General features: G+C 69.9%; 17 protein-coding genes. 3 read left to right on the forward strand and 14 right to left on the reverse strand.

Features of this window, described 5'->3' with window-relative positions:
- Window positions 1–283: 283 nt before the first annotated feature.
- From IE209_RS26525 to mltG, 6 genes are read right to left on the reverse strand one after another with little or no spacing between them, the layout of a single operon-like run.
- The gene (locus tag IE209_RS26525) at window positions 284–949 is read right to left on the reverse strand and encodes an ankyrin repeat domain-containing protein (protein ID WP_373305436.1); all 666 of its coding nucleotides are present in this window, start codon (window positions 947–949) and stop codon (window positions 284–286) included.
- Window positions 946–1,740 (reverse strand): TatD family hydrolase, encoded by a 795-nt coding sequence (locus tag IE209_RS26530; RefSeq protein ID WP_189689886.1) that lies wholly within the window; start codon window positions 1,738–1,740, stop codon window positions 946–948. Before IE209_RS26530 ends, IE209_RS26525 begins: the two co-directional genes overlap by 4 nt.
- A 37-nt stretch (window positions 1,741–1,777) precedes the next feature.
- A complete protein-coding gene (locus tag IE209_RS26535) occupies window positions 1,778–2,137 on the reverse strand; it encodes a PilZ domain-containing protein (RefSeq protein WP_189689887.1) in 360 nt (119 codons plus the stop codon).
- Window positions 2,134–3,141: a DNA polymerase III delta subunit-related protein gene (locus IE209_RS26540; protein WP_189689888.1), complete on the reverse strand. Its 1,008-nt coding sequence runs from the start codon at window positions 3,139–3,141 to the stop codon at window positions 2,134–2,136. The genes IE209_RS26535 and IE209_RS26540 overlap by 4 nt, the downstream gene beginning before the upstream one ends.
- A complete protein-coding gene (tmk, locus tag IE209_RS26545) occupies window positions 3,138–3,818 on the reverse strand; it encodes a dTMP kinase (RefSeq protein ID WP_189689889.1) in 681 nt (226 codons plus the stop codon). The genes IE209_RS26540 and tmk overlap by 4 nt, the downstream gene beginning before the upstream one ends.
- 6 nt (window positions 3,819–3,824) lie before the next feature.
- Window positions 3,825–4,793 carry an endolytic transglycosylase MltG gene (gene mltG / locus IE209_RS26550; RefSeq protein ID WP_189689890.1) on the reverse strand — a complete coding sequence of 323 codons (969 nt, stop codon included), beginning with the start codon at window positions 4,791–4,793 and terminating at the stop codon, window positions 3,825–3,827.
- Between the two features lie 65 nt (window positions 4,794–4,858).
- Here mltG and ygfZ point away from each other — a divergent pair, with 65 nt between their 5' ends.
- Window positions 4,859–5,785, forward strand: a complete 927-nt coding sequence (gene ygfZ / locus IE209_RS26555; RefSeq protein WP_189689891.1) for a CAF17-like 4Fe-4S cluster assembly/insertion protein YgfZ — start codon at window positions 4,859–4,861, stop codon at window positions 5,783–5,785.
- On the opposite strand, the gene IE209_RS26560 is transcribed toward ygfZ, so the two are convergent.
- The 4 genes from IE209_RS26560 to IE209_RS26575 are packed head-to-tail and all read right to left on the reverse strand — an operon-like array spanning window position 5,761 to window position 10,826.
- A complete protein-coding gene (locus tag IE209_RS26560) occupies window positions 5,761–6,645 on the reverse strand; it encodes a YbgC/FadM family acyl-CoA thioesterase (RefSeq protein ID WP_189689892.1) in 885 nt (294 codons plus the stop codon). The genes ygfZ and IE209_RS26560 overlap by 25 nt on opposite strands.
- Window positions 6,642–7,610 carry an alpha/beta hydrolase gene (locus IE209_RS26565; protein ID WP_229883062.1) on the reverse strand — a complete coding sequence of 323 codons (969 nt, stop codon included), beginning with the start codon at window positions 7,608–7,610 and terminating at the stop codon, window positions 6,642–6,644. The genes IE209_RS26560 and IE209_RS26565 overlap by 4 nt, the downstream gene beginning before the upstream one ends.
- Window positions 7,610–8,428: an HDOD domain-containing protein gene (locus IE209_RS26570; protein WP_189689893.1), complete on the reverse strand. Its 819-nt coding sequence runs from the start codon at window positions 8,426–8,428 to the stop codon at window positions 7,610–7,612. Before IE209_RS26570 ends, IE209_RS26565 begins: the two co-directional genes overlap by 1 nt.
- Window positions 8,429–8,456: 28 nt before the next feature.
- Window positions 8,457–10,826 (reverse strand): Tex family protein, encoded by a 2,370-nt coding sequence (locus tag IE209_RS26575; RefSeq protein ID WP_189689894.1) that lies wholly within the window; start codon window positions 10,824–10,826, stop codon window positions 8,457–8,459.
- A 227-nt stretch (window positions 10,827–11,053) separates the two neighbouring features.
- On the opposite strand from IE209_RS26575, the gene IE209_RS26580 reads away from it, so the two are divergent.
- The gene (locus tag IE209_RS26580; protein ID WP_189689895.1) at window positions 11,054–11,818 is read left to right on the forward strand and encodes an N-acyl amino acid synthase FeeM domain-containing protein; all 765 of its coding nucleotides are present in this window, start codon (window positions 11,054–11,056) and stop codon (window positions 11,816–11,818) included.
- Window positions 11,819–11,986: 168 nt separating this feature from the next.
- On the forward strand, window positions 11,987–14,971 hold the full coding sequence (locus IE209_RS26585; RefSeq protein ID WP_189689896.1) for a putative bifunctional diguanylate cyclase/phosphodiesterase: 2,985 nt from the start codon (window positions 11,987–11,989) through the stop codon (window positions 14,969–14,971).
- Window positions 14,972–14,986: 15 nt separating this feature from the next.
- On the opposite strand, the gene IE209_RS26590 is transcribed toward IE209_RS26585, so the two are convergent.
- The 4 genes from IE209_RS26590 to IE209_RS26605 are packed head-to-tail and all read right to left on the reverse strand — an operon-like array spanning window position 14,987 to window position 19,523.
- Window positions 14,987–15,889, reverse strand: coding sequence for an SDR family oxidoreductase (locus IE209_RS26590; protein WP_189689897.1), 903 nt, complete (start codon window positions 15,887–15,889; stop codon window positions 14,987–14,989).
- Between the two features lie 16 nt (window positions 15,890–15,905).
- The gene (locus IE209_RS26595) at window positions 15,906–16,835 is read right to left on the reverse strand and encodes a glutathione S-transferase family protein (protein WP_189689898.1); all 930 of its coding nucleotides are present in this window, start codon (window positions 16,833–16,835) and stop codon (window positions 15,906–15,908) included.
- A gap of 16 nt (window positions 16,836–16,851) precedes the next feature.
- Complete coding sequence (locus IE209_RS26600) at window positions 16,852–18,486, reverse strand: isovaleryl-CoA dehydrogenase (protein WP_189689899.1); 1,635 nt, start codon at window positions 18,484–18,486, stop codon at window positions 16,852–16,854.
- Window positions 18,487–18,506: 20 nt separating this feature from the next.
- On the reverse strand, window positions 18,507–19,523 hold the full coding sequence (locus IE209_RS26605) for an NADP-dependent oxidoreductase (RefSeq protein WP_189689900.1): 1,017 nt from the start codon (window positions 19,521–19,523) through the stop codon (window positions 18,507–18,509).
- Between the last annotated feature and the right edge of the window lie 217 nt (window positions 19,524–19,740).

Below are 19,740 nucleotides of genomic sequence, written 5' to 3' on the forward strand. Positions count from 1 at the left end.
GCTCGCGGTCGCGCTGGCTGGACTCCAGCCATTTGCGGTGCAGTTGGTTGCCGCGGCGCATGGCCTCTTGCGCCTTTCGGTGCTGTCGTCTTGCGAGGAACTGCCACACGCCAGCGATCACCAGCGGCACCAGAATGCTTGCTGCGAGCAAGTAGACGGCCGTCAAGTGGTGCTCAGAAGTGTTCATCGCCTTCGAAAACGTTGCAAGCAGACGCGACTATAGGCCGGTCGGTGCAAAAAAATGCCACAAAACGGCTTGCACGTCAGCCGTTCGTCAGCAATTTCACCACTTTCCCTTGGGCTGGCGTTGCCGCACGGCGTCGCCGATGAGCTTGGCCATGTCGTTGCGGTTGACGGAGTTCGCGAAATCGATGGCGGTCATGCCCTGCTCGTTCTTGAGCAGAGGTTCCGCGCCTTCCTGCAGCAGCAGCCTGGCCGCTTCCACGCTGCCATAGCGCGCGGCCATCATCAGCGGCGTGGTCCGGTTCGGCGACTCCGCGTCGATGAAGGCATGCTCCTCGAGCAGCAAGCGCATGACCTCGACGTGCCCATTGGTCGCGGCGTAGTGCAGCGGCGCCCAGCCCGTCTTGTTGACCGCCGCGCCGCGCGCGATGAGCTTCCTGCACAGTTCCAGCTGGCCGTCCAGCGCGGCCACCATCAGCGGGCTTTCGTCGGCCTTGTTCAGCGATTCGACCTCGGTTTTCGGCCAGTCGATCAGGGCTTGCGTGACACGGGTCGCGCGCGCCCGGATCGCCAGGTACAGGCCGTGCTGGCCGTTCGGATCGCGCGTGTTGGGATCGAAGCCGCGCCGCAGCAGGTTGACCACGGTCGCGGCATCGTCCTTCGTGATGGCGGCGAAGAAATCGTCGTACGAGCCCGCGCGGGCCCAGCCTGCGCTGCCCAGCAGCAGCACGGCCAGGCACTGGCGCCGTTGCAGTTGCATCGTCATGCGGCCTCCGGCCGGAACAAAGCGTCGAAGTTGGCGCTGGTCTGCGCCGCGACGGCCTCCACGGCCAGGCCGCGCACGGCCGCGATCTGGGCCGCGACATGCGGCACCCAGGCGGGCTGGTTGGTCTTGCCCCGGTGCGGCACGGGGGCCAGGTAGGGACTGTCGGTTTCGATCAGCAGGCGGTCCAGCGGAACGAAGCGGGCGATCTCGCGCAGATCCTGGGCGTTCTTGAAGGTCAGGATGCCGGACAGGGAGATGTGAAAGCCCAGGTCCAGCGCCGCCCGGGCCACGGTCTCGGTCTCGGTGAAGCAGTGGAACACACCGCCGGCGGCACCGGCCGAGCCGTCCTCGCCCTGCTCGCGCAGGATCGCCAGCGTGTCGTCCGAGGCGGCCCGGGTGTGGATGACCAGCGGCTTGCCCAGCTGCCGCGCGGCCCGGATGTGGGTGCGAAAGCGTTCGCGCTGCCATGCCACGTCGGCCACGCTGCGCTCGCCCAGGCGGTAATAGTCCAGCCCGGTCTCGCCGATGGCCAGCACGCGGGGCAGGCGGCCGCGCGTGAGCAGGTCGTCCAGGCTGGGCTCCTGCACCTCTTCCTGGTCGGGGTGCACGCCCACCGTCGCCCAGATCTGCGGGTGCGCCATGGCGATGCCATGGACGGTGTCGAACTCCTCGAGCGTGGTGCAGATGCACATCGCGCGGTCGACCTGCGCGGCGGCCATGTCGTCGAGGATCTGCGGCAGCCGCGCCAGCAGGTCGGGGTCGCTCAGGTGGCAATGCGAATCGGTGTACATGCGCGGGCAGCGCCGGCATGCGGGCCGGCGTGCGAAATCAAACGGTTTGGGTGGGCCGGTCGGACATCAGGTGGCCGCTCAGCAGGTTCTCGATCTTTTCCTTGAGCTGGCGCGACTTCTCGTCCCGGGGGAACTGGATGCCGACGCCCTGCGTGCGGTTGCCCGAGGCGCGCGAGGGCGTCACCCAGGCCACGCGCCCGGCGATCGGGTAGCGCTGCGGATCTTCCGGCAGCGACAGCAGCACGTAGACGTCGTCGCCGAGCTGGTACTCGCGCGAGGTCGGGATGAACATGCCGCCTTCGGCGAACAAGGGGATGTAGGCCGCGTACAGCGCGGCCTTCTCCTTGATCGCCAGCTGGATGACGCTGGGGCGCGGGGCCGGGGCGGGACTGCTCATGGTGGGCGCGAGTTTAGGGCGGTTTTCGCGAGCGCAACAAGCGACTCGAGCATGAGCCCGGCGTTCAAGGGGTGCTCGGCGATGCGGGCGCTGTCCTGGAGCTTGCGCGACCATTGCAGCAAGGTCTCCAGCCGGGCCGGAGACGGCAGGTCGGCTGCGGCGAAGAAGCGCGGCGCCGCCCCCTGGCCCGTGCGCAGCAGGTCGTGGCAGAGCTTCTGCATGGCATCGATGAGCTCGGCCGGCGCGAGGCCGCCGACCGCGCCCATGTCGCCGCGCGCGAGCGCCTGCGGCAAGGCGCTCCAGGCACGCGCACTGCGGCCGGCGGCGTGCATGCGCAGGGCCTCCTCGGGCCGGCCGCCAGTAGCGGCCAGCAGCACGGGAACGTCGGCGGCGGCGACACCCTCCTGGGCCTGCAGCCACTGCGATGCTTCCTCTGGCTGCGGCCAGGCCATCTGGTGGCCCATGCAGCGGCTGCGGATCGTCGGTAGGAGCAGGTGGGCGGCCCCGGTGGCCAGCACGAAACGCACGTCGCCGGGCGGCTCCTCCAGCGTCTTGAGCAAGGCGTTCGCGCTGATGGTGTTCATGCGCTCGGCCGGGAACACCAGCACCGCCTTGCCGCGTCCCCGCGCACTGGTGCGCTGGCCGAACTCCACGGCAGCGCGCATGGCCTCCACGCGGATCTCGCGGCTGGGCTTGCGCTTCTTGTCGTCGATCTCGGCCTGGGCCTTCTCGTCCAGCGGCCAGCCGAGCGCGAGCATCTCCACCTCGGGCAGCAGCACGCAGAGGTCGGCATGGGCGCGCACGTCGATGGCGTGGCAACTGGCACAGGCACCGCAGGCGCCCTGCTCCTGCGGCCTGTCGGCGCGCTCGCACAGCCAGGCGCGCGCGAGCTCCAGCGCCAATTCGTACTGGCCCAGGCCCGACGGGCCGTGCAGCAGCCAGGCATGGCCGCGCTGGGCCAGGAGGCTGGTGCGTTGGCGCTGCAGCCAGGGCGCCACGCTCATCGCGGGCCCACCTGCGCGGCGACCATGATGGCCAGCCAGCCGCGCCGCACCATGGCCGCCGTGATCTGCTGCCAGACCGCATGCCGCGTGGCATCGGCCGCGATGCGCACGAAGCGCGCGGGTGCCGCCGCGGCGCGCTGGGCATAGCCCGCATGCACGCGGGCGAAGAAGGCGGCGGGCTCGGCCTCGAAGCGGTCGGGTGCGCGCGCAGCGGCGAGCCGCTGCGCCGCGACCTCGGGTGCGAGTTCGAACCACAGCGTCATGTCGGGCTGGCGCAGCTGCCCGGTCGGCAGGCCGTCGCTGGATTGGACCCATTGTTCGAGCGCGGCCAGCACGCCCGTGTCGAAGCCGCGGCCGGCGCCCTGGTAGGCGAAGGTGGCATCCGTGAAGCGGTCGCACAGCACGACCTCGCCGCGCGCCAGTGCCGGCTCGATCACGCGCCGCAGGTGGTCGCGCCGACCGGCGAACACCAGCAGGGCCTCGGTCAACGCATCCATGTCCTCGTGCAACACCAACTCGCGCAGGCGCTCGGCCACGGGGGTGCCGCCGGGCTCGCGCGTCTGCGTGACGGTGCGGCCCTGGGCGCGGAAGGCGTCGGCCAGCGCCGCGATGTGGCTGGACTTGCCGGCGCCATCGATGCCTTCGAAGCTGATGAAGAGTCCGCGTGGTGCTTGCATGGGGGCTCAACGTCCGCGGATGTAACGGTCGACGGCGCGGTTGTGTTCGTCCAGCGACTGGCTGAAATGGCTGGTGCCGTCGCCGCGCGCCACGAAGTACAAGGCCTTGGAATCGGAGGGTTGCACGGCCGCCAGCAGCGCGCGCGCGCCCGGCATCGCGATCGGCGTGGGTGGCAGGCCGGGCCGCGTGTAGGTGTTGAAGGGCGTGTCGGTGCGCAGGTCGCTGCGGCGCAGGTTGCCGTCGAAGCGCTCGCCGATGCCGTAGATCACGGTCGGGTCGGTCTGCAGCAGCATGCCGATGCGCAGGCGGTTGTGGAAGACGGCCGAGATGTCGGCGCGGTCCACGCCGTGGCCGGTTTCCTTCTCGACGATGCTGGCCAGGATCAGGGCCTGCTCGGGCGTCTTGAGCGCCACGTTAGGCCCGCGCTGGGCCCAGGCCGCGTCCAGCTGCTTGTCCATGGCCTGCAGGGCCTGGCGCAGCACCGCGAGATCGCTGCTGTCCTTGGCGTAGCTGTAGGTGTCGGGGAAGAAGCGGCCCTCGGGCGCGACGCCCGGCCGGCCCAGCGCGGCCATGAGCGCGGCATCGTCCAGCGCGCGGCTGTCCTGCTTGATGCGGTCGGCCTTGGCCAGGGCCTGGCGCATCTGACGGAAGGTCCAGCCTTCCACGAAGGTCACCGCCCGCAGGGCCTGTTCGCCGCGCACCAGCTTGTCCAGCAGCTGGCGCGGTGTGATGCCGGGGGCGAATTCGTAGCTGCCGGCCTTGATCAGCCGCGACTGGCCGGACAGCCGGAACCAGCCGAACAGGGCCCAGTCCGGCGCCTGCACGCCGGCCTCGGTGGCCGCGCTGGCGATGGCGCGTGCACTGGTGCCCGGCGCGATGTTCAGCTCCACCGGCGTGCGGGACAGCCGCAGGGGCTGGTCCAGCCACCACCAGGCACCCGCCGCCGCCGCGCAGGCCAACACCAACAACACCATCAGCGCACGACGCACAGCAGCCCTACAAGCCAGGAGAAGAAGAGCCGGCCATGATAATTCAGCCCATGCAAGACACTCCCGACACCCGCCATGGCCTCGCGCCGCTGACGCATCTGGGCGTGATCGCCGTCCAGGGCGAGGAAGCCGCCAAGTTCCTGCACAGCCAGCTGACCCAGGATTTCGTGCTGGTGGCGCCCGACCAGGCCCGCCTGGCCGCGTTCTGCTCGCCCAAGGGGCGGATGCAGGCCAGCTTCGTGGGCCTGCGCTGGGTCGACGGCCAGGTGCTGCTGGTCTGCGCACGCGATCTGCTGGCGCCCACGCTCAAGCGCCTGTCCATGTTCGTGATGCGCGCCAAGGCCAAGCTGCGCGATGCGACCGACGAGTTCCAGCTGCTCGGCGCGCTGGGCTCCAGCGCGGCGGCACTGATGGGCGGCGAAGCCGCGCCCTGGCACCGCCACGAGGTCGCAGGTGGCGTGGCGGTGGCGCTGTACCCGGCCGACGGCCAGCCGCGCGCGCTGCTCGTGCTGCCCGCGCAGGCCGCACTCCCCGATGCGCCGGCCCTGTCGCTGGCGCAGTGGCAGCTGACCGAGGTGCGCAGCGGCGTGGTGCTGGTCGCGCAGCCGCTGTTCGAGGTGCTGGTGCCGCAGATGCTCAACTACGAGTCGGTCGGTGGCGTGAGCTTCAAGAAGGGCTGCTACCCGGGCCAGGAGGTCGTGGCGCGCAGCCAGTTCCGCGGCACGCTCAAGCGCCGGGCCTACCTCGTGCATGCCGATGCCGAACTGGCCGCCGGCCAGGAGGTGTTCCAGGCCAGCGATGCAGAGCAGCCCACGGGCACCGTGGTGCAGGCCGCGGCCAATCCGGACGGTGGCTGGGATGCGGTGGTCTCGGTGCAGATCGCGGCCGCCGAGGCCTACGACCTGCGTGCCGGCAGCGCCACGGGCGCTGCGCTGCAGCTGCAGCCCCTGCCCTACGCCCTGCTCGCCGACGTCTGAGCGGTGAGCGGCAGCACCATCTCGACGTGGGCGATGCCGACCTCGTCGAAGGGTTCGCCGCGCACTGCGAAGCCCAGCCGGCGGTAAAAGCCCTCGGCGCTGCGCTGGGCGTGCAGCACGACCTCGCGGTCACCGCGCGCGGCCGCGGCCTGCACCAGGGCCTGCAGGACCGCGGCACCCAGGTTGGCGCCGCGCAACATGTGGCGCACGGCCATCCGGCCGACCTTGGCGACGCCTGGCGCGTGCTGCAGCAAGCGGCCGGTGGCCAAGGGCTGGCCCAACCGGTTGTAGAGCACGGCATGGACGGCCGTGGCGTCGGCTGCGTCCCACTCATCGTCGCGCGCGATGCCCTGCTCTTCGATGAACACCTCGGTGCGCACGCGGCGCGCGTCGGTCTGCAAGACTTCCCAGCTGCCCAGCCGCAGTTCGGTCACGGCCTGCCCGGCCTCGTAGTCCTGCAGCAGCGCGCGCAGGGCGTCGGGCACGGGGCGCGACTTCTGCTCGGCCGGGTCGGCGAACACGTAGACGAGCTCGCCCGTGACCAGCAACTGGTTGCCGCGGAAGATCGCGCCGACGAAGCGCATGGAGCTGCGGCCCACGTGTTCGCACTTCAGCGCCACGTCGAGCTGGTCGTCGTTGCGCGCCGAGGCGTGGTACTCCACCGTTGCCTTCTTCACGTAGAGCTCCCCGCCCAGCGCCGCGAAACCCTCCTCGTACGGCAAGGCCAGCGCGCGCCAGTAGCCGGTGACGGCCGTGTCGAAGTACATCAGGTAGTGGCCGTTGAAGACGATCTTCTGCATGTCCACCTCGACCCAGCGCACGCGCAGGCGGTGGAAGAAGCGGAAGTCCTGGCGTTTCATGCGCTGTCTCCTGAGGTTTGCAAGGCGATGGCCAAGGCGCGCGCCGCGTCGGCATGGGCGGCCCGCGCCTGCGGGATGGCGCGGCCCATCTTGATGAACTCGTGCACCACGCCGCGGTAGATCTCCAGGTCCACCGCGACACCGGCCGCGCGCAGCTTGTCGGCGTACAGCACGCCCTCGTCGACCAGCGGGTCGCATTCCGCCAGGCCGATCCAGGCCGGTGCCACGCCGTCGACATCGGGTGCATTGAGCGGCGCGAAGCGCCAGTCCGCGCGCGCGGGCCGGTCCGGCTGCACCTGGTCGAAGAACCAGTCGATGCTGGCGGACTCCAGCACGAAGCCCTTGGCGAAACGCTGGTGCGAGGGCGTGTCCTGGAAGGCTGCGCAACCGGGATAGAACAGCAGCTGCAGCGCCAGCGGCAAGCCGGCGTCGCGCGCGGCGATGGCGCAGACCGCGGCCAGCGTGCCGCCGGCACTGTCGCCGCCCACGGCCAGCCGCGTGGTGTCCAGGCCCAGCGCCGCGCCCTGGCCGGCCAGCCATTGCAAGGCATCCCAGGCATCGTTCTGCGCGGTCGGGAAGCGGTGCTCGGGGGCGAGCCGGTAGTCCAGCGACAGCACGGCGCAACCGGCCTGGTGCGCCAGTTCGCGGCACAGCGTGTCGTGTGTCGCGACCGAGCCGATCGTGAAGCCGCCGCCGTGCAGGTACAGCAGCACTGGCAGCGGCGCCTCGGCCGCGGGCGCGACCAGGCGGGCCGGCAGGCGCGCGCCGTCGCGCGTGGGCAAGGCCAGGTCCTGCACGCGCGCCAGCGGCCGCAGCGGGATGTCCAGCACGCCGGCGCCCAGCGCATAGGCCGCACGCGCCTGTTCGGGCGGCAGGCTGTGCAGCGGCGGGCGGCCCGCGCGGTGCATGCGGTCGATCACGCCGCGCATGGTCGGCGTCAACAGGTCTTGGGGGTTCTTTTGCATCAGAGGTGGGCTGCGTTGCCGCCGCCCCAGTCGATCGGGTCCTGCTGCAGCACCATGTCGATGTCCAGGCCCAGGGCCAGGCCCACCTCGCCCGGGAAGCTGGTGGCCAGCGCGCGTTCGTCGTAACCCGATTCCTGCGCGCGTGCACGCCAGGCCGCCAGGTGCACGAGGCCGGCCAGCGGCTCGTAGACCTCGTTCTCGAAGGGCGCGAGCTGGTAGCGCAAGGCATCCACCAGCGGACCGGGGAACTGGTATTGCTGCGCCAGCCTGGCGCCGGCCTCGGCATAGGTGGTGTCCAGCATGCGCTGCTGCAGCTTGGCGCGGCGCACGTCGCACAGCCCGGCGATCAGGTTGACGGAGGCCATGTCGTCCGGCGCCGCGGCGTGCAGCACAAGTTCGCCCACGGCGTGCAGCAGGCCCGCTGTATAGGCCACGGCCTGGTTCTGGCGCACGCTGGCGGCCAGCGCGCGCGCGAGCTTGGCCACCTGCAGGCTGAAGCGCCAGAACTGCGGCAGCGCGAGTCCCGGCACGGCGTTGGGACCGCTGGCGCGCGCGGCCGCATCGGCGAGCGGGCGCAAGGCCTCGGTCGGCAGCAGCGCCAGCGCCTGGGCCACGCTGATCACGCCACGCGTGTCCTCGCGGTGCACGGCATTGGCCAGCCGCAGCAGCCGCAGGGCCAGCGCCGGATCGCCGCAGAACAGCTGGCTGGTGCGGCGCAGGTCCGGCGCGGGCCGGGCCAGTTCGGTCAGCAGCAGCGCGACGAGCTTGGGGCTGCTGGGCAGCTCCGGCTCACGGATCGGGGCGCTGGTCGCCTGCATGGTGTCTGGCCGCCGCGCACACCCTGCTTCAGCGCTTGCCGGCCTGCAGCTTGGCGAAGGCCGAGGCCATGGCCGAGGGCACCGCGGCCTCCTGCCGGCCGCCGCCGCCGTGGCGCTGGCGGGCGCCGCCGTGCTCGAAGCGGTTCTCGCGCGGCGCGTCGCGGCGCGCCGGCGCGGCATCGAGCTTCATGGTCAGGCTGATGCGCTTGCGCGCCACATCGACTTCCAGCACCTTGACCTTGACGATGTCGCCGGTCTTGACGACCTCGCGCGCGTCGTTGACGAACTTGTTGGACAGCTGGCTCACGTGGACCAGCCCGTCCTGGTGCACGCCCAGGTCGACGAAGGCGCCGAAGGCCGCCACGTTGCTGACCGTGCCCTCCAGCACCATGCCCTCGGTGAGGTCCTTGATGTCTTCCACGCCGTCGTTGAAGCGCGCGACCTTGAAGTCCGGGCGCGGGTCGCGGCCGGGCTTCTCGAGCTCCGACATGATGTCCTTGACCGTGATGACGCCGAACTTCTCGTTGGCGAACAGCTCGGGCCGCAGGGTCTTGAGCATCTCGGCGCGGCCCATGAGTTCCTGCACGGGCTTGCCGGCACGTTCGAGGATGCGCTCGACCACCTCATAGGTCTCCGGGTGCACGCCGGTCATGTCCAGCGGGTTGCTGCCGCCACGGATGCGCAGGAAGCCTGCACTCTGCTCGAAGGTCTTGGGCCCCAGGCCGCTGACCTCCAGCAGTTGCTGGCGGCTGGCGAACGCGCCATGGCTTTCGCGCCAGCGCACCACGGCCTTGGCCACGCTGGGCGACAGGCCCGAGACGCGCGACAGCAGCGGCACGCTGGCGGTGTTGAGGTCCACGCCCACGGCGTTCACGCAGTCCTCCACCACGGCATCCAGCGTGCGCGCGAGTTCGCCCTGGTTCACGTCGTGCTGGTACTGGCCCACGCCGATGGACTTGGGGTCGATCTTGACGAGCTCGGCCAGCGGATCCTGCAGGCGGCGCGCGATGCTGGCGGCGCCGCGCAGGCTCACGTCCACATCGGGCATTTCCTGCGAGGCGAACTCGCTCGCGGAATAGACCGAGGCGCCGGCCTCGCTGACCACCACGCGCTGCAGCTGCACGTCGGGCGCGAGCTTTTCCAGCCGCTTGATCAGGTCGGCCGCCAGCTTGTCGGTTTCACGGCTGGCCGTGCCGTTGCCGATGGCGATCAGGTTCACGCCGTGCTTGGCGCAGAGCTGGGCCAGGGTGTGCAGCGCGCCCTCCCAGTCACGCCGCGGTTCGTGCGGGTAGACCGTGGCCGTGTCGACCAGCTTGCCCGTGGCATCGACCACGGCCACCTTGACGCCGGTGCGGATGCCGGGGTCCAGGCCCATGACCACGCGCGGGCCGGCCGGCGCGGCCAGCAGCAGGTCGCGCAGGTTGTCGGAGAAGACCTTGATGGCGACTTTCTCGGCGTCCTCGCGCAGTCGCGTGAACAGGTCGCGCTCGGTCGACAGGCTCAGCTTGACGCGCCAGGTCCAGGCCACGCACTTGCGCAGCAGATCGTCGGACGGGCGGCCCTGGTGGCTCCAGCCCAGGTGCATAGCGATGCGGCCTTCGGCGAGGCTGGGCACGGGCTGGCCGGGCTTGGCCGGTGCGCCATCGGGTTCGGGCAGCACCAGCTTGGCATCCAGGATGTCCTGCGCGCGGCCGCGGAACACCGCCAGCGCGCGGTGCGAGGGCACGCGGCCGATCGGCTCGTCGTAGTCGAAATAGTCGCGGAACTTGGCGACGTCGGGGTGGTTCTCGTCCTTGCCGGCGGCCAGCTTGCTCTGCAGCAGGCCCTCGTCCCAGAGCCAGGCGCGCAGACCCTGCACCAGGGCGGCATCTTCGGCCCAGCGCTCGGAGAGGATGTCGCGCACGCCGTCCAGCACGGCCGGCACGGTGGTGAAGTCCTCGCCGTTCTCGCCTTTCTCGGCCTTGACGAAGGCCGCGGCCTCCTGGGCCGGCACCAGCGCAGGGTCGGCGAACAGCTTGTCCGCCAGCGGCTCGATGCCGGCCTCGCGCGCGATCTGGCCCTTGGTGCGGCGCTTCTGCTTGTACGGGAGATAGAGGTCCTCGACTTCCTGCTTGGAGCCGGCGGCCTCGATCGCAGCGCGCAGCTGCGGCGTCAGCTTGCCTTGCTCCTCGATGCTCTTGAGCACGGCTTCGCGCCGGTCCTCCAGTTCGCGCAGATAGGCCAGGCGGGCCTCCAGCTCGCGCAGCTGCACGTCGTCCAAGCCGTTGGTGACCTCTTTCCGGTAGCGGGCGATGAAGGGCACGGTGGCGCCGCCGTCGAGCAGTTCGACGGCCGCCTTGACCTGGTCCTCACGGATCTTGATCTCGGCGGCGAGCTGGCGAAAGATTTTGGAAAGCATCCTGGGGAAAGCGGTCGCGCAATGGGAAGGGGCGGCAGTTTGCCATAGGCCTTCGCCGCGTTTCGCATCCGCCATTCCGTGGAAGTCTTGTCTCCCTAACACCTACACGCGCTTCATCCAAACCGGGACTACTGTTCGCCGAAACCGAAATTTACATTCATTCACATATCGAAGGCGGGTTCATGCGGGCAGTTGTCGCAGCGCGGGCCGGCCGGGGGAGGATCGCTGTGAATCTGAATGAACACCAAGGTCGTCCGGCCCCTTCCGGCTGGTCGCGCACGCAGGAGCTGCTGGCCCTGCCGACACAGTCCGAGCGGCTGCCGTTCACCGTTCGCGTGGTGCGTTCCGAGGCCGACCTGCACAAGGCCGTGCATGTGCGCCACAGCGCCTATGCCCGGCATGTGCCGGCATTCGCCGAGAGCCTGCGCACGCCCGAGAGTTACGACACCATGGATGGCACGGTCGTGCTGCTGGCCGAATCCAAGCTGGACGGCACGCCGCTGGGCACCATGCGCATCCAGACCAACGCCTTCGCCCCCTTGCCGCTGGAGCACTCGCTCACGCTGCCGCCCAAGATGCGCCACAGCCCCCTGGCGGAAGCGACGCGCCTGGGCGTCGGCGAGCCCACGCAGGGACGCGCGGTCAAGACCGTGCTGTTCAAGGCCTTCTTCCTGTACTGCCAGCAGCAAGGCATCGACTGGATGGTCATCACCGCGCGCACGCCCATCGACCGCCAGTACGAGCGTCTGCTGTTCAAGGACGTGGACCCCGCGCTGGGCTATGTTCCGCTGGCCCATGTTGGCAATCTGCCACACCGCATCATGTGCCTGGAAGTGAGCGGCGCCGAGCAGCATTGGGCCGAACTGCAGCACCCGCTGTTCCAGTTCGTGTTCCGCACGGACCACGTGGACATCGACCTGGGCCAGGCGCCTCCTCGCAAGAGCCTGAGCACCACCGCGTTCGCAGCGCCCCTGCCCCGCATGCAGATGTAGGAAAGCCACTGGCGGGCGTGAGAAAAGCCCGCAGGCGCGCCGGAAATTGCGCGAGAGGCGCGCGATTCGTTTCAGCATCTGCCGAATTAGCCCCATAATTTGTTTCAATTTGTGGCCGGCTACCGACACCGCCGGCTCGGCTCGGGCATTTGGCGGACTGAGAACAACATGAACGGCAGCGTGCTGCGGCTTTCTCGGCTGAACACAGGCCTCGACAAGGCCTTGTATGCGATGGGGATCTATGCACTGCCAGCTGTGCTGCTGGTGGTGAGCCTGTTCGCGCTGCTGTCCTGGTCCAACCAATACGGCAGCACGGGCGCGCGCAGCCTGGCCTTCCAGGTGGTGGAGGCCCCGCCGGACAACCCCGACCTGTCGCCGCAGGAGGCGCTCGCGCTCCTGAAGTCCGCACCCCCGCCCGTGGTGTTGCAGGACACGCGGCTGTCCGAGGCCGCGTTCTGGCTGCTGGTGCCGCTCCGCGATCAGCGCGTGGACGCGGCGACCGACAGCGTCGAATTCGCGTCGCGCCACGCGACCGATCTGCGCTGTTGGAATGCCGCCACATTGCAGCCGCTGGGCAATGCCAGCCGCATGGCCAGCGAAGGCCATCTGTCACCCGCCAAGGCCGGCTTCGCGCTGCAGCTGGATGCCGCCGGCAAGCCGCCCGCCCTGCTGTGCGAGGGCCATTTCGTCGGCCCGGCGCGCATCACCGTGCTGCAGTGGCCCACAGAGGCCCTGACGAATTCGGGCTTCGAATTCCACCGCAACGCCGGCCTGCTGGATGGCGGGCTCATCGTGCTGGCGCTGTTCGTGCTGACGACGGCGCTGGTCAACCGCAGCGGCATGTACGTGCTGTTCGCGGTCTGGCTGCTCGTGAACCTGCGCATGGGCGCGCTGTCCGCCGGCTGGGATGCCCAGTGGCTCGGTCGGACCGTGCCGACGGAGTGGATGCCGCGCATGCGGCTGTTCACGATGTCCCTGTACTACACGCTGACGGCCACACTGTTCCGCGAGCTGTTCCGCGAGGACCTGGCCAAGGTCGGCTATGCGCCGCTGCTGCGCATCATCATGTGGCCGGCCCCGCCGCTGCTCGTGATGTCGGCCTTTCTGCCCTACGGCACGGTGCTGCCTTACATCTGGGCCGCGACCGGCGTGGGCACCTGCATCGCGGTGTTCTTGCTGGGCCAGATCCTGGTGCGCACGCGCTCGCGCGTGGCCATGTGGTACAGCGCCTCGCTGGCCGTGACGCTGGCCGCCAGCCTGTACGAAGTGGTCTCCGCCGCGGTCGGCATGCGCGGACTGATCGGCGCCGTCAACAGCGTCACGGCGGCCTTGTCGTCCAGCCTGCTCGCCTCGCTGGCCATCGCCGAGCAGATGCGCCAGGAGCACAACCAGCGCCTGGAAGCCCAGGCCCAGCTGGAGCACACCTTCGAGGCCATGCCCATCGGCCTGTTCACGCTGGACTTGCAAGGCCGCTTCACGAGCGCCAACCCGGCCCTGCGCACCATGCTGGCCACCGATGTGCTGGCGCCCGGCCGCGAAGCCTGGGACCGCTACTTCCACGAAGGCGCCTGGCTGCAGCTGCTGCAGTTGCTGCAGAACCAGGAGAACGTGTCGCTGGAGCTGCGTGGCCGCAAGCCTGAAGGTGGCGGCGCGCACAAGCGCTTCCTGGTCAAGGCCGCGCGTGCGCGCGACAAGGTCGAAGGCTCGCTGCAGGACGTGACGGACTCCTCGCGCGCGACCGAGGAACTGCAGTTCATGGCCAACAACGACGCCTTGACCAAGGTGCTCAACCGGCGTGGCATCGAGCGCGAGCTCGAGCGCGCGCTGGCCGGCATGGACAGCGGCCATCCGCTGGCGCTGGCCTATCTGGACCTGGACCGCTTCAAGCTCATCAACGACCTGTTCGGCCACAACGCGGGCGACGAGGTGCTGCAGCAGGTCTGCGCGCGCGTGGGCAACATGCTGTCCGGCAGCATGGCGCTGGGCCGCATGGGCGGCGACGAGTTCCTGATCCTGATGCCCGACACGCGCATGCCGCTGGCCGCGGTGATCTGCCAGGGCATCGTCTCGGCCATCGGCGGCACGCCCTACCGCGTGGGCGACAAGGCCTTCCACGTGCGCGGCTCCATCGGCCTCATCGAGGTGAGCCCCGGCACGCGCTTCAAGGACGCCGTCTCCACCGCCGACCGCGCCTGCCGCGAAGCCAAGACACGCCACAACGAGGGCCTGGTGGTCTACGAGAAGAACGCCCAGGCCTTCCATGACCACCATGCCGAGATGCAGTTGGTCGAGCGCCTGTCCGGCGGCCGTGCCACCGAAGGCCTGTTCCTGCAGATGCAGCCCATCATGTCGCTGTCGGCACCGCATGCCTCGCTGAACTTCGAAGTGTTGCTGCGCATGCGCGATGCGGACGGCAAGCTGGTGCCGACCGACCGCGTCATCTCCGCGGGCGAGAACAGCGGCCGCATGGGCGTGATCGACCGCTGGGTGCTGTCGGCTGCGCTGACCTGGCTCAACACCCACCTGACCCGGCTGCGCAACACCCGCTTCGTCTGCATGAACCTGTCGGGCGCCTCGCTCAACGACGAGAAGTTCATGAACGACGTCTACACCCTGCTGGCGCAGAACATCCACGTCGCCAGCTTCCTGTGCTTCGAGATCACCGAGAGCGTGGCGCTGCACGACCTGGACAACACGCGCCGCTTCATCGACAAGGTGCGCAGCTACGGCGCCAAGGTCGCGCTGGACGACTTCGGCGCGGGCTACACCTCGTTCTCCTACCTCAAGGAGCTGCCGGCGGACCTGCTCAAGATCGACGGCAGCTTCATCGTCAACATGAACAAGCACCCGGCGAACGTGGCCATCGTGGAGGCCATCGTGAATCTGGGCCGCAACCTGGGCATGCGCACCGTGGCCGAATGGGCCGAGGACCTGGCGACCGTGCGCACGCTGGTGGAGATCGGGGTGGACTACGTGCAGGGCTACGCGATCGCGCGGCCCCAGTCGGCCGAGCGTCTGCTGGCGGCCTCCTCGTCCGCGAGCTTCATCGAGGACGCCGAGCTGGCCCGCTACACGGCATCGCTGGAGCGCACCGACGACGCGGTGCTGCAGGTCGACCTGTTCGAGCAGAACCGCACGCGCCGGCTGCACTGAGCCGCAACGGCGGCTTCAGCCGCGCAGCGCCTTGCGCAGCTCCACGCCCAGTTCGGGCTTGTGGGCGAACGGGTCGGTCGGGTTGCGCTGCTGCAGGATGTCCTCCATGCGCACCTGCACCGCGCCGATCGCGCGCGGGTGGCTGTAGATGTAGAACTGGTTTGCCGCCACGGCGTCGAACACCTTCTGTGCCACCTCGGACGCCGACACCTTGCCCGCCCCCACGGCCTTGCCCATCATGGCCTGGCTCACCTGCTGGCTGCGCGTGGCCGCGCTGGCGGCCAGGTCGGCCGGGCGGTTGCGTTCGCTGCTGTCGATGCCGGTGGCGACGAAGTAAGGGCACAGCACCGAGGCGCCGACCCGCTCGGTGACCAGCGCCAGATCCTGGTACAGCGTCTCGGTCAGCGCCACCACGGCATGCTTGCTGGCGTTGTAGATGCCCATGTTGGGCGGCGTCAGCAGCCCGGCCATGCTGGCGGTGTTGACGATGTGGCCGCGCCAGGCCGGGTCGTCCTGGGCGGCCTTCAGCATCATGGGTGTGAACACGCGCACGCCGTGGGCCACGCCCATCACGTTGACGCCGAACACCCACTCCCAGTCGCGCGCGCTGTTCTCCCAGATCAGGCCGCCCGCCCCCACTCCGGCATTGTTGAAGACCAGGTGCGGCGCGCCGAAGCGCGCCAGCGTGGCCGCGCCCAGGGCCTCGACCTGCTCGGCCTTGGACACGTCCACGCGCACGGGCAGCACCTCGGCGCCCAGCGCCGCGATCTCGGCCGCGGCCCGGTCCAGCGCGTCCTGCTGCACGTCGGCCAGCACCAGACGCATGCCCAGGCGCGCACCGATGCGCGCGCATTCCAGGCCGAAGCCCGAGCCGGCGCCGGTCAGTACGGCGGTCTTGTTCTTGAAGTCGGTGATCACGCGGTTCCTGCTCCAGTCAAACGGGTTTCAACACATAGCCGATGCGCGGGAAGTGCACATGCACCGTGCCGGCGCGCGGGTCTTCGCGGCGCAGCGTGTAGTGCATGCGCGTGGCCGCCACGAGTTCGCCCTCGGTGGTCTCGGTGCCGAAGCTCTCGGCCGCCACCGTCACGCGGCTGCCCAGTGCGATGCCGTGCTCATCCTGGAAGGTCTGGCCCGCCACGGGCAGCGGCTGGGCCGCCGCGGCGATGGCCACGGCCTCGGCGCTCGCCAGCTTGTCGGGCTGGCCGTGGCCGATGGCGGCCATGCGGTCCATCCAGGCCAGCACCGAGGGGAAGGCATCCAGCACACCGGCCATGGACGGCGTGCGCACGCGGACGAACCACAGCGGGTGGTAGGCCGCGAAATCGGCGACACCCGGCGTGGCATCGATGAGGCAGTGCTGCGTCTCCAGCGATTCGGACAGCCGGCGCAGGTAGGACTTGAGCGCGGCCGTCGCATCCGCGGGGCGCAGCCGCGTCATGTTCTGGCTCATGGCACGGCGGTCCTCGCCGAAGGCCTTGGCGGCTTCGGGCGGCAGGCCGTCGAACATGTCGGCCAGGCCGGCAGGCTGCATGGCATGGGCCATGGCGGCCCAGAACAGGCTGGTGTCGGCCCACTGGGCGAGGATGCGTGCCAGGCCCTTGTGCTGCGGCGGGTACAGGCTGGGCAGGGGCTGGTGGTGCTCGAGCACGTCGCAGATCAGTGCCGTGTCGCAATAGACGTCGGCGCCGATCTGCAGCAGCGGCGTCTTGCGGTAGCCGCCGGTCAGCGCCAGCACATCGGGCTTGGGCAGGATGGGTGGGATGTGGACCGAACGGTAGGCCAACTGCTTGTAGCCCAGCACCAGCCGGATCTTCTCGGCGAAGGGCGAGGTGGGGTAGTGGTGCAGGATCAGATCGGACATGGGGCGCTCTCTTTCTTCAGTGAGGGGTCGCACGCGCGATGATCGCGTCGAAATCGCAGGCCGAGGGCAGGCTGCCGAAGCTGCGGCCCCAGTCGCCGTCAATGCGCGAGGCGCAGAAGGCGTCGGCGACGGCAGGGGCCGAGTGCCGCACCAGCAGGGCGGCCTGTACCGCCAGCGCGATGTCCTCGGCCAGGCGCCGCGCTTCGACCTCGCCCTCGACCTGCGCGATGCGCTGCGGCAGCACGGCAGCCAGCCGGTCGAGCGCCGCGTTGCCGCGCGCGGGCGCGAGTTCGGCCGCCAATGCCTCGCCGACATCACCCCTGCGCAGCACGCGCAGCAGATCCAGCGCCATGATGTTGCCTGCGCCCTCCCAGATCGAGTTGAGCGGCATCTCGCGGTAGATGCGCGCCATCACGCCCTGGCCGCCCTCCTCCACGTAGCCGTTGCCGCCCAGGCATTCCATGGCCTCCTGGCCGAAGGCGCTGCCGCGCTTGCAGATCCAGAACTTGGCGACGGGCGTCAGCAGACGCGCCATCCGCTGCTCGTGCGGATCGTCGGCGCGGTCGAAGGCGTGGGCCAGGCGCAGGGCGAGCGCGGTCGCAGCCTCGGACTCCAGCGCCAGGTCGGCCAGCACGTTGCGCATCAGCGGCTGCGATGCCAGCGTCTTGCCGAAGGCCTTGCGTTCGGCCGTGTGGTGCAGCGCCAATGCGAGCGCCTGACGCATGAGGCCGGAGGTCCCGAGCGCGCAGTCCAAGCGCGTCATCGTGCCCATTTCGAGGATCTGCGGCACGCCGCGGCCCTCCTCGCCGACCAGCCAGGCCTGGGCGCCGTGGAACTCGACCTCGGAACTGGCGTTGGCCTTGTTGCCGAGCTTGTCCTTCAGGCGCTGGATGCGGATCGCGTTGCGGGTGCCGTCCGGCAGCACGCGCGGCAGGAAGAAGCAGGACAGGCCTGCGGGCGCCTGGGCGAGCACCAGGAAGGCGTCGCACATGGGCGCCGAGAAGAACCACTTGTGGCCCGTGATGGCGTAGCGCTCGCCCCAGCCATCGCGGCCCGCATGCTCGGCACGCGTGGTGTTGGCGCGCACGTCCGAGCCGCCCTGCTTCTCGGTCATGCCCATGCCCATGGTCACGCCGGGCTTGTCGGCCACGAAGCGCAGTTGCGGGTCGTACCAGCGGCTTTGCAGCTTGGGCGACCAGTCGGCATGGACGGCGGCATTGCCGCGCAGCGCGGGCGCCACCGCGTAGGTCATCGAGATCGGGCACAGCACGGAGGGCTCGAGCTCGGTGAACAGCATGAAGCCGGCCGCACGCTGCAGGTGGGCGTGCGCGCCGCCGGCCCAGGGCGTGCCGTGCAGGCCCGCACCCACGGCGGCGGCCATCAGCGCGTGGTAGCTCGGGTGGAACTCCACCTCGTCCACCCGGCGCCCGAAGCGGTCGTGCGTCAGCAGCTGCGGCGGATGCACATTGGCCAGCCGCGCGTGGGTCTGCATGGCGGCCGTGCCCAGCTCGCGGCCCAGCGATTGCAGCGGTGCGAGCTGCAGGTCCGGCGCATGCCAGGCCAGCGCATCGCGCAGGCCGCGGTTGGTGGCGAACAGGTCGACATCGACCAGCGCCGAACTCTGGTTGAAGACTTCGTGCGTCTGGTCCATGGCGACCTCCTGGGAAAACGTCAGACGAGCTGTACCAACTGCTTGCCGAAGTTGCGGCCCTTGAGCAGGCCCAGGAAGGCCTCGGGCGCCGCCGCCAGGCCCTGGGCGATGGATTCGCGCGGGCGCAGGTTGCCGCTGGCCACCAGGCCGCCCAGTTCGGCCAGCGCCTCGGGCCAGACCTCCATGTGCTCGCTGACGATGAAGCCTTCGAGCTTGATGCGGTTGATCAGCAGCAGCGACGGGTTGGCCATGGGCAGCGGTGCGCCATCGTAGCCGGCGATCATGCCGCACAGCGCGATGCGCGCGAACGCGTTGGTGCGCAGCATCACGGCGTCCATGACCATGCCGCCCACGTTCTCGAAGTAGCCGTCGATGCCGTCCGGGCAGGCCGTCTTGAGCGCGGCCGACAGGCTCTTCACGTCGCCGTGGACCTTGTAGTCGATGCAGTCGTCGAAGCCGAGCTCGTCCTTGACGTAGGTGCACTTGTCGGGCCCGCCCGCGATGCCGACCACGCGGCAGCCGCGCGCCTTGCCCAGTGCGCCGAAGGCGCTGCCCACGGCGCCGCTGGCCGCGCTCACGACCAGCGTCTCGCCGGCCTTGGGCGCGATGATCTTCACGAGTCCATACCAGGCCGTGACGCCCGGCATGCCCACCGCGCCCAGGTAGTGCGACAGCGGCACCTGGCTGGTGTCGACCTTGCGCAGCACGCCGGGCAGGTTGCCGTCGACCACGCTGTACTGCTGCCAGCCGCCGAAGCCGACAACCTTGTCGCCCACCGCGAAGCGCGGGTTGCGGCTCTCGACGATCTCGCCCACGGTGCCGCCCTGCATGACCTGGCCCAGGGGCTGCGGCTGCGCGTAGCTCTTGCTCTCGTTCATGCGCCCGCGCATGTAGGGGTCCAGGCTCATGAAGTGGTGGCGCACGAGCACCTGGCCGTCGGCCAGCGCCGGCGTGTCGGTTTCCACGAGCTTGAAGTTGCTGGCTTTGGCCTCGCCCTCGGGGCGGTTGTCGAGCAGGATCTGCTGGTTGCGTGGCATGGTGGTCTCCGTTGAAGTGGTGTCAGAGCTTGAGAGGGAATTGATTGGGCTCACGACAGGGCTCGCAAAGGCGCCGGGCAAGGCGCGTCGCGCAGCCCATATCGGGATATTGGCAAGCGGCGCAACGCCGCCCGGCGTCTTTGGGGGCCCTGGCCCGCAGGGCAAGCCCCCGCAAGCCTATGGCCTTCAGGGGCCACGGCGCTTTCCGGGGGCTTGC

This window comes from Pseudorhodoferax aquiterrae (genome assembly GCF_014652235.1).
Lineage (GTDB): Bacteria > Pseudomonadota > Gammaproteobacteria > Burkholderiales > Burkholderiaceae_C > Pseudorhodoferax > Pseudorhodoferax aquiterrae.